Raw genomic sequence first — 13,044 nt, forward strand, 5'->3', positions numbered from 1 at the left:
TCACCTAGATTGTAAGATAAGATATTTTGTCATATCGAACGAAACTGCGCCATTGTTGAAGGAGGATCTTACGTCTCATGGAAGTACATGTAAAACAAAATCAATCCCCGCGTGAACCACAGCAGCATCGTGCACGCATGCTAATCTCGTGTCCCGATGGTCCGGGTATTGTCGCTACGGTGTCGCGCTTTTTGTATGAACACGGAGCCAATATTGTACAATCTGACCAGTATACGATGGACCCGGATGGCGGTATGTTTTTTATGCGTATCGAATTTGATCTACCAGAACTAGCAGCCAATCTGCAAGCGCTGGAAAACGACTTTTCCGATATTGCCAACCGTTTTGGCATGACCTGGAATATTAATCAGGTTAGTCGTAAAAAGCGTCTAGCGATCTTCGTATCCAAAGAAGATCATTGTCTGGTTGAACTGCTGTGGCACTGGCAAGCAGGCGATCTGGATGCTGAAATCGCGCTTGTTGTAAGCAATCACAATGATATGCGCAGTTATGTGGAATCGTTTGGCATTCCATTTCATCATATCCCGGTTACTGCCGATACGAAGCAGGAGGCGGAACGTCGTCAATTGGAAGTGATTGGTGCAGATATCGATGTGATCGTGCTTGCACGGTACATGCAGATCATTTCGCCAACCTTCATCGAACATTATCGTAACCGGATTATCAATATTCATCACTCGTTCTTACCAGCGTTTGTGGGCGGTAAGCCTTATGCGCAAGCATATGATCGCGGCGTGAAAATCATTGGTGCGACAGCTCACTATGTTACGGAGGAGCTGGATGGCGGTCCGATCATCGAGCAGGATGTACAGCGTGTGAGCCATAGCGACAATGTGAATGAATTGAAACGCATCGGTCGTACAATTGAACGTGTTGTACTGGCTCGTGCTGTGCAATGGCATGTGGAAGACCGTATTCTGGTTCATCAGAACAAGACGGTTGTGTTTAATTGATTTGACTTCTTATTCGTATGAATGTGATGTATAGTATCGAATAAATCATACGGATTTTGCTTATAAAGAAACGCCACTCTAGCATTTAGAGTGGCATTTTTTATTAGTATGATCAACGACTAGCAATCTAAGACTCAGTCGTTAATATGATGCAAAAGGCTGTTATTTTTAACGCACTGTTTATATTCAAGTGATATTTTAAAATAATGAACGCTGACGTATCTGCCATCTACCAACCATACCTAGCACCAGCCCATATAGCAGATGCCCAATCAGCCAATACATATACGCCTGCCCATCATTCACTGCCGGTACACGATCCGACATCATCGCCAGCGGGAAAAATAACAGCGATGATGCCACACCAAGTGCCAGTCCCGCCAGCCAAGGATGATGCCAGCGCGAAATCCATAATCGGAACAATACGCCCAATACCAGCGCCACGACAAGATGCATGGCAAACTCCAACCATTCCGGTAATACATCCGGCAACACCGGAACAAAATCAACATTCAGCAATAATGTATACACAAGCGCTCCCGTTCCATACTGAATCCATTTCAGAACCAGTCCGAGAATGATGCCGCTCACCAATCCGGCAAGCAAACCCTGTTGGATGATCTTACGCAAAATACAGTCCTCCTCTTTTCGTACAGGTGATATTGGGTATAAATACAGTGGAACAAAATAACGATATGGCAAACTGTCGAAACTAGTGTTACAATGGACAAAGGGTAATAAGTCAAATTGAAAGACTCAAGGGGAATCATTTCATTTGGAATATTCGTACTCCTGAAATCGACAACCTTGTTTCAAATGAGATACAACCTGGGCACCTCGCTTTACCAAGAAGAATGAGGAGGATTAACATGACTGACAAGAAACAAGAGCAGGAACAGAGCATTAACAAATCCGAAAACTCCAAAGTGGACAATCTGTCGATTTCCACAATTCGTACGCTTTCTATCGATGCAATCGAAAAAGCAAATTCCGGACACCCTGGTATGCCAATGGGCTCCGCTCCAATGGGCTATCAACTGTTCGCCAAAACTATGACACATAACCCGGCTAACCCAACTTGGGTCAACCGCGATCGTTTTGTGCTGTCCGCAGGTCACGGCTCCATGCTATTGTACAGCCTGTTGCACCTGTCCGGCTACGGTCTGGAAATGGATGAAATCAAACAATTCCGTCAATGGGGTAGCAAAACTCCAGGTCACCCGGAGTTTGGTCACACTGTAGGTGTTGATGCAACAACCGGTCCTCTGGGTCAAGGTGTAGCGATGGCAGTTGGTATGGCAATCGCAGAATCCCATCTGGCGGCAACTTATAATAAAGGCAATGCTAACGTAATCGATCATTTCACCTATGCGATCTGTGGCGATGGCGACATGATGGAAGGCGTAGCCAGTGAAGCTGCTTCTATGGCAGGTCACATGCAACTGGGCAAACTGATTATGCTGTACGATTCCAACGATATTACGCTGGATGGTAAAGCAAATCTGTCCTTCTCCGAAAACGTAGAAGACCGTTACAAAGCTTATGGCTGGCAAGTACTGCGCGTCGAAGACGGTAACGATCTGCCTGCAATCGAAGCTGCATTGGCAGAAGCGAAAGCAGATACGTCCCGTCCAACACTAATCGAAGTGAAGACAGTTATCGGTTACGGTAGCCCGAACAAACAAGGTATCGGCGGTCACGGCGGTACGCACGGTTCCCCACTGGGTTCCGCAGAAGCGAAACTGACCAAAGCAGCTTACGAGTGGACATACGAAGAAGACTTCTACGTACCAGACGAAGTTCGTGAACACTTTGCCAAAGTAAAAGAACGCGGCGTAGAAGCGAACAAAGCATGGGACGAGCTGTTCGCCCAATACAAACAAGAAAATCCAGAACTGGCTGCTCAATTTGAGTCTGCATTCTCCGGTAATCTGGCAGATGGCTGGGATAAAGAACTGCCATTCTACAGCACCGAAGATAAAGCGGTATCGACTCGTGTTGCTTCCGGTAATGCACTGAACGGTCTGATCAATGGTGTTCCTCAGCTGGCAGGCGGCTCTGCCGACCTGGAAAGCTCCACGATGACTCACCTGAAAGGTCTGGACAACTTCACACCGGAAACACGCGCTGGACGCAACATCTACTTCGGCGTACGCGAATTTGCAATGGCTGGCGCAATGAACGGTATTGCATTGCATGGCGGTATCAAAGTATTCGGCGGTACGTTCTTCGTATTCACCGACTACCTGCGTCCGGCTGTACGTCTGGCTTCCCTGATGGGTCTGCCTGTAACGTATGTACTGACTCACGATAGTATCGCTGTTGGTGAAGATGGCCCTACGCATGAGCCGATCGAACAACTGGCTTCCCTGCGCATTATCCCGGGTCTGACTACAATCCGTCCTGCGGATGGTAACGAGACTTCGGCTGCATGGGCACACGCAGTTGAGAACAAAGGCGGTCCAATCGCTCTCGTACTGACTCGTCAAAACCTGCCAATCCTGCCAGGTACAGTAGATGGCGTACGCGAAAACATCAAAAAAGGTGCTTATGTCGTATCCGATGCAAAAGCGGGTCAACCGGTCGCTCAACTGATCGCTACAGGTTCCGAAGTACAACTGGCTGTAAAAGCACAAGAAGCACTGGCTTCCGAAGGTATCGAAGTTCGTGTCATCAGCATGCCAAGCTGGGAGCTGTTCGAGAAACAGGATCAAGCATATCGCGATTCCGTCCTGTTGCCTGATGTAAAACCTCGTCTGGCAATCGAAATGGCACAAACCTTTGGCTGGGAACGTTATGTTGGCGACAAAGGCGCAATCCTGGGTATCACTACATTTGGTGCATCCGCTCCTGGCGATCGCGTAATCGCTGAGTACGGCTTCACTGTTGACAATGTAGTCCAAAAAGTTAAAGGACTGCTGTCCTAATTTCATAAATCACATGGCAATGTGTATTGCCGTACAGCAAAATACCTTGTTATGGACAGAAAAGGTGCAGAGGTGGCCCCGCGCCGCCCTGCGCTTTTTTCTGATATGTTCATAGTGGTGGTGGAGTATCGATATGAACTGCGATACAAGATATACGTCGATACCAAACGATTATTATCAAGCAAACGGGGAGCGGAATGATCAATGAGCCAACTGGAAAATGTAACGGTAGTCAAGCAAGCGAATGTATATTATGACGGTAAAGTGACCAGCCGCATCGTGCTGCTGCCAGACGGTAGTAAACTGACCCTCGGCATCATGCTACCAGGATCGTACGAATTTGGCACAGACAGTCATGAAACGATGGAGATTCTGGCAGGAAAACTGTCCGTTCTGCTGCCAGGCAGTGAAGAATGGCTGCATATCGACGGTCAGGCGACATTTGAAGTACCGGCAAATTCCAGTTTTAAGTTGGAAATTAGCACGGTTACAGATTACTGCTGCTCCTACGCGTAATGTCATAACAGTCACGTTTTTGATTGCTGCAAGACCGGGTAAAGATATAGGTATGGTCAAAAGCTAGTGTTGGCGATATATGCAAAGTCATTTCGTCTTCTTTGGCAATCGCGGTATACTTACGTCATCAACTGACAGCCCGTGGCAGATCGCTTGCATTGCGAGTATGATGACGTCATACTTAAACACGGGTAAGCCTGATCGGTATAGAGAATATGTGCCGGCAGGATGTTGGATACAGAAACTATGTGTATCATGAATTCATTTTGGGAGGGTAACGATATTATGTCTAAAAAAGTGAAATTTGATTACAGCAAAGCTCTTTCTTTTGTCGCTCAACATGAAGTGGATTATTTTGCCGAGCCGATTCGTCTCGCACATGAACAACTGCACAACGGTACAGGCGCAGGTTCCGACTATCTGGGCTGGATCGACCTGCCAACCAACTATGACAAAGAAGAATTCGCCCGCATCCAAAAAGCGGCTGAAAAAATCAAAAGCGACTCCGAAGTCCTGATCGTTATCGGTATCGGTGGTTCGTATCTGGGCGCGCGCGCAGCGATTGAGATGCTAACGCATTCCTTCTACAATGTACTGCCAAAAGACAAACGCAAAACGCCTGAAATCTACTTTGCTGGTAACAACATCAGCTCTACCTATGTGAATCACCTGCTGCAAGCAATTGAAGGCAAAGACTTCTCCGTGAATGTAATCTCCAAATCCGGTACAACAACTGAACCTGCGATTGCATTCCGCATTTTCCGTGCCGAGCTGGAGAAAAAATACGGCAAAGAAGAAGCGAAAAAACGCATCTATGCAACAACGGACCGTGCTAGAGGCGCATTGAAAACACTGGCAGATGCGGAAGGCTATGAAAGCTTTATTATTCCTGATGATGTTGGTGGACGTTATTCTGTTCTGACACCAGTAGGATTGCTGCCAATCGCTGCTGCGGGCGTAGACATCCAAGAAATCATGGACGGCGCTGCCGCCGCTGCCAAAGAATACAGCAACCCGAATGTTGCTGAAAACGAAAGCTACCAGTATGCAGCAGTTCGTAACGCTCTGCATCGTAAAGGTAAAGCAATCGAAATTCTGGTGAACTACGAGCCATCCCTGCATTTCGTATCCGAATGGTGGAAACAACTGTACGGCGAAAGCGAAGGCAAAGACTTCAAAGGCATCTTCCCAGCAGCTGTTGATTTCTCGACCGATCTGCACTCCATGGGTCAATTCATCCAAGATGGTAGCCGTAACATCTTCGAAACTGTAATTCAGGTGGAAGAAGTGGCAAGCCATATTACGATTGAAAAAGACGAAGATGATCTGGATGGTTTGAACTTCTTGGCTGGTAAAACACTGGATTTCGTCAACAAAAAAGCATTCCAAGGTACACTACTTGCGCATACAGACGGTCAAGTACCGAATCTGATCGTGAACATCCCGGATCAAACGCCATTCTCGTTTGGCTACCTCGTATACTTCTTCGAGAAAGCTTGCGGAATTAGCGGCTATCTGTCCGGCGTGAATCCGTTTGACCAAGAAGGCGTAGAAGCATACAAAAAGAATATGTTCGCGCTGCTGGGCAAACCGGGCTTTGAGAAACAAAAAGAAGAGCTGGAAGCACGTCTGTCTGAATAAGCGTGTAAACTTTCTTCGCATCTCTGCAAAAGAAGCTGATTGAAAAGTCTTTTCGAGTAAGCTACTTTTGATGTAAAATAGGATAAACTTCATGGAGAAAGCAGTTCTCTGGCCGAAGGGTCAGGGGGCTGCTTTCTTGATACCTAAATATGGTGTATGATATCTTTAGTAACTCGCATAGGAAAGGGACATCATGACAACGGATAAGCCGGAACGCTACAAAACGATAAAAGAAACTGGAGCCAAAGAAATTGTGATTAAAAAGTCACGTTTTATTGGTCACTCCAAACCGGTGGCAACCGAAGAAGAAGCGCTCGCCTTTATCGAGAGCATCAAAAAGCAGCATTGGAACGCCACTCATAACTGTTCTGCCTATCTGATCGGCTCGCGCGGCGAGATACAACGTCAGTCTGATGACGGAGAGCCAAGCGGTACGGCGGGCAAGCCTATTTTGGAGGTGATCAAAAACCAAGGATTGCAGGATATCGCCATCGTGGTCACCCGTTATTTTGGTGGGATTATGCTAGGAGCGGGCGGGCTCATTCGTGCCTATACGGACGGAGCAGTAGCTGCTATCGAAGCCGGACAGTCGATCACGAATGTGCTTCACGAGGAAGTACAGGTGGAGATTGAGTATACATGGCTGGGCAAATTGGAGAACGAATTGCGCAATCGCGGTATCCGCATGGGCGAGACAGAATTTACCGACAAAGTAATTTTACATTGTTTGCCGATTGCGAGTGAGGCAGAGGCATTTCAGGCGTGGATGACCGATCTGACCCAGGGACAGGCGGAGATCATGCTAGGAGAGCAGCTATATTATATTGAACAAGAGTAAGACGATGACATATTCCATACAGGGAATGCGGTGGACGGAAGATCGGCATGCCATTGGGGTTGGCAATCCGATCTAGGAGCAGATACAATCATCTGTTCATGGTGTAGACCGTTACACAGTCGCAAACCCGTTAGGCCAAATGCTTGCTTGAAGGGGAATCACACTATGGCGCGTAGAGCGGTTGAGCAGGAGTTATCAAGAGAGAGGATTTTGGAGGCAGCCAGGCATCTGTTTGTGACCAAAGGGTACCGCGCTATCTCAATGCGTAGTATCGGTCAGCATCTCGGATACAGCCATGGTTCGCTGTATTATCATTTCAAAGAAAAAGCAGAGCTGTTTTATGCCATTGTGATGGAGGATTTTGACCATCTCTGTCAGTTGCTGATTCAGGTCAAAGAAGCGCCAGAAGTAGGCGATCATAATCGAGTGGAACGTTTGCTGCTCGAATTTATCCGTTTTGGGCTGAATAATGCCCACCAGTATGAAATTATGTTTATGATCCGCGATGAGGAGCTGTTGAGCTATTGTCGTGCTGAACAATCGCGATGTTTTGAGGTGTTTGCCTCAATCGTGCGTCAGCAGATGGAGCTGAACGAGCATTCGCTAGAAGCAATGCATACCGTACCGCTGAGTTTGTTTTTATCGATCCTTGGCTTTATTTCGTATTACATTCAGGATCGTGTGAGCTTTGAGGAAGTGGAAGCGGCAGCAGTGGCGCATGTGAAGACATTGTGCCGGGTACTGTAACGAAACAGATAGTCCTAGCTGATACGGATGATAAAAGTGATTATACTGAGGTGCAACACCGTATCATGGACATAACCGAATACTGGAGCAAAGGATGAAGTACGTGCGTCTATATGCTTTAAGGCTTTCCCCTGTCAAAACGTTGAATCCCTATAGCGGGAACAGACAGGGAAAGCATCTGCCCTTGGGCGATCATACATGGGAACATAATCAAAGGCGGCTTACCTGATACAGAATCATCAGGAAGCCGCCTTTTGGTTTTATTCAAAAGTGCTGTATAACCTATGGTGCTAGTTGAAAAATAAAAATAGCCTTTTCCCAGAAAAACGTCCGAAATGAAAGTGACCAAACCCCATTTTGGAAGGTGGATTCCTGTGCAAAGACATCTTTATTGCACACAAAAACCACAGTCGTTACAAAGCCGATTTTTCGCTATCTTGCGTATCGTTCAGCGTGTACTTCAGAGCATTTCTCCCTTTCTTAAACGAAAACATAGTCATTTGCTTCATCAAAGTGATTCTCATATTCTTTCTCTTCATCTGCTCGGAAAATGGCTAGGATTTACGTCGGAACAAGCATGGCATCGTTTCGTGCAGGGCAATCTAGGTCCGATGATAGGCATGATCCAAGATTAAATCGAACTAGCATTACGGGTCATATATAATATAAATATATTGAAATAAAATTTTTTTAATATAAAAAAATACATAATTGAAATAAAAAGGATGTGGAGATATGATAGTAAAAGTTGGCCGACTAAAATAAAATACAGAGGTGCAAGCTAATGCAAACATCGATTAAAACTTTAAAAATCTTAATATCTTTTGTATTACTGTTTAATTTTATTTTATTTCCGTCCTTGTCAAATGCGCAGCCCAGTGCAACTAATATTAAAAGTGAAGAGTATTCGAATTACATAGATAAACTATATGAACAATATGAGGATAATATACCATTAGAACAAAGTGATTATGCAATAGCTGAATTAGATGATGCGAATGTGAAGCCGTCTATAGTAGGTCCAATTATTGGACATATTGTTCGCTTTACAATGCAACAGTTGGCACAAAGAGCAACTGCTGCTGTAGTTCATACAACAGCCCGAAATGTTGTCACATCTGTAAGTATCCATGCTATTCGTGAAGCGATTAATGATGGTATAACTACTGCAATGATTGATAATTTGCTTGATGGTAAGGCTTCAGGTATGAGAGCTGTAGAAAAATATGTAGACATTCAGACAGGTGCACGTATTGTTCATGACCCTAATAACAAACTAATAGCAGTATTAAGTAGCGATGAAAATCAAGTTATTACTGTGTACAATGATAATGGTAAGAATACAATTGATCATCGAGTAAATATAACGAAGCGTTGGTTTAAATCGGTATGGAGTTTCAAATAATAAGTACTAACAGAAAGGAGCACTATGGCTATTCTTAAAGATGCAAAGCAAAATGGTAATTATGTAGAGTTGAGCATCAAACGTCATATTCCAGGTGAAAGCGAAGGTTCTCGTATGTATTTTCAATACGTAGAGTTGAATCGAATGCAGTATGAGTTGGAATTTGGTTGGACCAATATGGTTGTCGAAAGTTATATTGAGGCAACTTCACAATTTCCATTACCACAGTTACATGGTCTGTATTCTTCATTCGAAAAACATTTGTATGAGCTGAGTTGGATAAACATGGATATGTCTAATGATCAATATAAGTTACATTTTTATGGATCAGATCAAGATTTTGAATTGATTGCTTTAGCCGAGGATATTAGAACGTTCGGTAATGATTTAAATGCTGAATGGCAACATATCATTTCTATCTCATAAATGAATGAAAAAAGACACGCGTTCTGTACATCAATAGAATACGTGTCTTTTTCTTATATGCTTTTCGTCTTAACCTGCCATGATTTTAATCAAATATTGACGTTGACGCGGGCCATCGAATTCGCAGAAATAGATGCCTTGCCAGCGACCGAGCAGCAGTTTCCCGTCTTGAATGATTACGGTTTGGGAAGGTCCGGTAGTGATCGATTTGAGGTGGGAGGCGGTATTGCCTTCCATATGGCGATACTTCGGATGCTCCCATGGATACACTTCATCCAGACGCATCAATACATCATGTTTAACATCAGGATCGGCATTTTCGTTAATGGCGATGCCTGCGGTCGTATGTGGGCAATAGATTAGAACGGTTCCTTCTTGTACACCGCTACGGCCGACTACTGCTGCGACCTCGCGTGTAATATCTCTCATTTCGTCGCGTTTCCCAGTAGAAAGTTGCATCGTTTCTAGCATGACTATCCCTCTTTCGCTACTTTTTTTCAGTGTGGTGATTACACTGGCGCTACATGTACATAAATGATGATAAACAGGTACATAAAACACAATTTCTGTCTGTATATTACCCGATTCTAGAGTAAAGTATGCCATTTTAACACAAAGAAGCGGTCATTGAACTGTAACCAAACATAATCCCAGAGCCTATTTACAATGCTTATTAAAACGCGTAAAAAGGGCAGTATAACGGTCTTTTCAGTCATAAAAGTGTCAAAATTCCGTCCTGCTCACAAGACTATTAATCATTTTGACAAAAAGTATAGCAATTGTTGACGCTAATGTGTCCATTTTGCTAAAGTATGGCTAAGATTTAAATCCAAGTATACAAATAGGAATAAGGGAACAGGCAAAGGAGTCATAGCGTGAATAACACAATTATTCGACACAAAGGATGGACCTGGGGCTTTCGTTCAACCGTTCTACTTTACTTTTTGATCTTGATCGTGCTGCCGATTGCAGGCGTATATGTTAATTCCTTATCTGATGGCTGGGCGGCTTTTTTGGAAAATATCAGTGATCCAATTGCATGGAAAGCAGTGCTACTGACGCTGAAATTGGCGCTCATATCGACGGCGATCAATGCGGTAATCGGTACGATGGCAGCATGGGTGCTGGTTCGATATGATTTTCCCGGTAAATCGCTGCTGAACAGTATGGTCGATCTGCCATTTGCATTGCCAACAGCGGTAGGAGGTCTGATGATTCTCGTACTGCTTGGTCCGCGTAGTCTAGTCGGTCAGGCGGCATCATCGCTCGGGTTGGATCTGGTATTTCATCAACCTGCGATTATTGTGGCAATGGTGTTTGTTACCTTTCCATTTGTGATTCGGGCGATTCAGCCGCTACTGGAGGAGCTGGATACGTCGGCAGAGGAAGCATCGTATACGCTAGGTGCGTCCAAAGCGCGTACGTTTTTCAATGTCATTTTACCAGCGATGCTGCCGGGAATTTTGAGTGGTGGCATGCTGGCATTTTCCAGAGCGCTTGCCGAATTTGGAGCGGTTGTGCTAGTAGCTGGTAATATCCCTGGACGCACGCTAACGGCGTCCGTATACATTTTTAGTGAAGTGGAGAGCGATAACGAAGCAGGCGCAGCGGCGGTATCAATTATGCTGTTAACGCTATCCTTCCTTATTCTGTGGCTGATTAATCTGGTACAGACAAGGAGGGTCGCTAAATGAGACGATTATGGATTACGCTCACCTGGCTTGTGTTTAGCATTCTGATTCTGATTCCACTGATCGTGCTAGCAACTGGCGCATTCAGCGAAGGAGCAGGTGGATTCATCGACGCCCTAAGCCGTCCAGAGGCGCTACATGCGCTCAAGATGACCGGGTTGATTGTGCTGGTCGTGACGCTGCTAAACGGATTGTTCGGCATTATGATGGGTATTTATCTCGTGCGAGCCAACTGGCTGAGTTTGCGGCTACGGCAGCTATTTAACAGTATTGTCGATCTACCATACGCAGTGTCGCCAGTCATCGGTGGTCTGATGATCGTACTGCTGCTGGGACCGGATACGGTCGTGGGTGCTTTTTTTGAACAGATCGGCTTTAAGATTGTGTATGCTTTTCCGGGTATGGTTATCGCGACGCTGTTTGTTACGTTTCCACTAATGGTGCGTGAGGTGATGCCCGTATTGCAGGAAATTGGCACCGATCAGGAGCAGGCGGCATCTACACTAGGCGCGTATAGCTGGAAAACGTTCTGGCAGGTGACGTGGCCGTCGATTCGCTGGGCGGTCATTTATGGGACGATATTGACGGTAGCGCGCTCGTTGGGGGAATTCGGCGCGGTGCTGGTCGTATCAGGCAATATCATTAACAAGACACAAACGGCGACAACGCTAGTGTATCAAGATATGGAAAACTTTAACGTGACTGCTGCCAACGGCGTGGCACTGGTGCTGGCGGTATTCTCCATCGCTCTGCTGCTACTGATGGAACGCGCGAAGAAACGAAAGGAAGTGCACTGACATGCATATCGAGGTCCGGCATTTGGATAAGCATTTTGGCAAATTTCATGCGGTAAAGGATGTTAGCTTCTCCATCGAAAAAGGTCATCTGATCGGATTGCTCGGTCCGAGTGGTGGCGGTAAAACATCGATTCTGCGCATTTTGGCAGGATTGGAATCACCGGACAGCGGGGAGATTATATTCCACGGCAAGCAGGTGAATAATCTGCCACCGCAAGAGCGCGAAATCGGCTTTGTATTTCAAAACTATGCATTGTTCAAGCATATGACGGTATTTGACAATATCGCTTTTGGATTAAAAGTGAAAAAGCTGAAGAAGCCTGCGATTCGTGCGCGGGTACAGGAACTGGTGGAGCTGACAGGTTTGTCTGGCTTTGAACATCGGTATCCGCATCAGTTGTCTGGCGGGCAACGGCAGCGTGTAGCCTTTGCACGCGCGCTAGCACCGGAGCCACAGCTGTTACTGTTGGATGAGCCGTTTGCCGCGATTGATGCCAAGATTCGGCAAGAGCTGCGTACATGGCTGCGTGAACTGATTGAGCGCGTTGGCATTACGTCAATCTTCGTTACGCATGATCAGGATGAAGCGATTGAAGTGGCAGACGAGATTATGATTATCAATGGCGGACGTGTTGAGCAGAAGGGCACTCCGTGGGATATTTACAAACAGCCATCGACCCCGTTTGTCGCTTCCTTTGTCGGGGAGTCAACGACGGTGGACGATATTACGCAGCTCAAGGGCTTTGATCATCAGGTCAATAACAATGTAGCACGTGCACTGATTCGTCCCGAATACATCGAGGTTGGTTCGGCAAGCGAATTCCGTCTGCTATCGGCGACCGAGCAAGGTGTTGTTCGCCATATGCACTTCCGTGGTAGTCAGTGGATGGTAGAGGTGGAGGTCGGTTCGAATCGTTTGATCACCTATCGCTCCTTGGAAAAGGAAACGCTGGAAGTAGGACAAGATGTGCATGTGCTCATCCACCGTGCATATTTGTTTAACGATCAGGAGAGTTGGATCGCGGAAAATTCACTCAAAACAGACAATGTATCCATGTTTATCTAGAAAGCCAGAGGAGGAA

At 45.8% G+C, this 13,044-nt stretch carries 13 protein-coding genes; 11 read left to right on the forward strand and 2 right to left on the reverse strand.

The features are described from left to right. Window positions 1-77 precede the first annotated feature (77 nt). The gene (gene purU / locus ACDE64_RS06070; protein WP_411349346.1) at window positions 78-974 is read left to right on the forward strand and encodes a formyltetrahydrofolate deformylase; all 897 of its coding nucleotides are present in this window, start codon (window positions 78-80) and stop codon (window positions 972-974) included. A gap of 198 nt (window positions 975-1,172) precedes the next feature. Here purU and ACDE64_RS06075 read toward each other — a convergent pair whose 3' ends face one another. After that, window positions 1,173-1,604: a hypothetical protein gene (locus tag ACDE64_RS06075; protein WP_411349347.1), complete on the reverse strand. Its 432-nt coding sequence runs from the start codon at window positions 1,602-1,604 to the stop codon at window positions 1,173-1,175. A gap of 239 nt (window positions 1,605-1,843) precedes the next feature. On the opposite strand from ACDE64_RS06075, the gene tkt reads away from it, so the two are divergent. From tkt to ACDE64_RS06110, 7 genes are all read left to right on the forward strand, one after another. Continuing rightward, on the forward strand, window positions 1,844-3,901 hold the full coding sequence (gene tkt / locus ACDE64_RS06080) for a transketolase (RefSeq protein WP_411349348.1): 2,058 nt from the start codon (window positions 1,844-1,846) through the stop codon (window positions 3,899-3,901). Between the two features lie 204 nt (window positions 3,902-4,105). Further along, window positions 4,106-4,417 carry a pyrimidine/purine nucleoside phosphorylase gene (locus ACDE64_RS06085; protein ID WP_411349349.1) on the forward strand — a complete coding sequence of 104 codons (312 nt, stop codon included), beginning with the start codon at window positions 4,106-4,108 and terminating at the stop codon, window positions 4,415-4,417. Between the two features lie 285 nt (window positions 4,418-4,702). Then, on the forward strand, window positions 4,703-6,058 hold the full coding sequence (locus tag ACDE64_RS06090; protein ID WP_411349350.1) for a glucose-6-phosphate isomerase: 1,356 nt from the start codon (window positions 4,703-4,705) through the stop codon (window positions 6,056-6,058). A 193-nt stretch (window positions 6,059-6,251) separates the two neighbouring features. Then, complete coding sequence (locus ACDE64_RS06095) at window positions 6,252-6,896, forward strand: YigZ family protein (RefSeq protein WP_411349351.1); 645 nt, start codon at window positions 6,252-6,254, stop codon at window positions 6,894-6,896. A gap of 165 nt (window positions 6,897-7,061) precedes the next feature. Further along, window positions 7,062-7,643 carry a TetR/AcrR family transcriptional regulator gene (locus ACDE64_RS06100; RefSeq protein WP_411349352.1) on the forward strand — a complete coding sequence of 194 codons (582 nt, stop codon included), beginning with the start codon at window positions 7,062-7,064 and terminating at the stop codon, window positions 7,641-7,643. Between the two features lie 784 nt (window positions 7,644-8,427). Further along, complete coding sequence (locus ACDE64_RS06105) at window positions 8,428-9,048, forward strand: hypothetical protein (protein WP_411349353.1); 621 nt, start codon at window positions 8,428-8,430, stop codon at window positions 9,046-9,048. A gap of 24 nt (window positions 9,049-9,072) precedes the next feature. Next, window positions 9,073-9,474, forward strand: coding sequence for a hypothetical protein (locus ACDE64_RS06110; RefSeq protein WP_411349354.1), 402 nt, complete (start codon window positions 9,073-9,075; stop codon window positions 9,472-9,474). A gap of 69 nt (window positions 9,475-9,543) precedes the next feature. Here ACDE64_RS06110 and ACDE64_RS06115 read toward each other — a convergent pair whose 3' ends face one another. Then, the gene (locus ACDE64_RS06115; protein WP_411345595.1) at window positions 9,544-9,945 is read right to left on the reverse strand and encodes a secondary thiamine-phosphate synthase enzyme YjbQ; all 402 of its coding nucleotides are present in this window, start codon (window positions 9,943-9,945) and stop codon (window positions 9,544-9,546) included. A gap of 404 nt (window positions 9,946-10,349) precedes the next feature. Here ACDE64_RS06115 and cysT point away from each other — a divergent pair, with 404 nt between their 5' ends. From cysT to ACDE64_RS06130, 3 genes are read left to right on the forward strand one after another with little or no spacing between them, the layout of a single operon-like run. Beyond that, entirely contained in the window at window positions 10,350-11,168 is an 819-nt protein-coding gene (cysT, locus tag ACDE64_RS06120; protein WP_411345596.1) for a sulfate ABC transporter permease subunit CysT, read from the forward strand. Continuing rightward, on the forward strand, window positions 11,165-11,962 hold the full coding sequence (locus ACDE64_RS06125; RefSeq protein ID WP_411345597.1) for a sulfate ABC transporter permease subunit: 798 nt from the start codon (window positions 11,165-11,167) through the stop codon (window positions 11,960-11,962). Before cysT ends, ACDE64_RS06125 begins: the two co-directional genes overlap by 4 nt. Before the next feature lies 1 nt (window position 11,963). Further along, window positions 11,964-13,028, forward strand: a complete 1,065-nt coding sequence (locus ACDE64_RS06130; protein ID WP_411349355.1) for a sulfate/molybdate ABC transporter ATP-binding protein — start codon at window positions 11,964-11,966, stop codon at window positions 13,026-13,028. Window positions 13,029-13,044 lie beyond the last annotated feature (16 nt).

Origin of the sequence: Paenibacillus sp. WLX2291 (genome assembly GCF_046603665.1) — a bacterium.
Classification (GTDB): domain Bacteria; phylum Bacillota; class Bacilli; order Paenibacillales; family Paenibacillaceae; genus Saccharibacillus.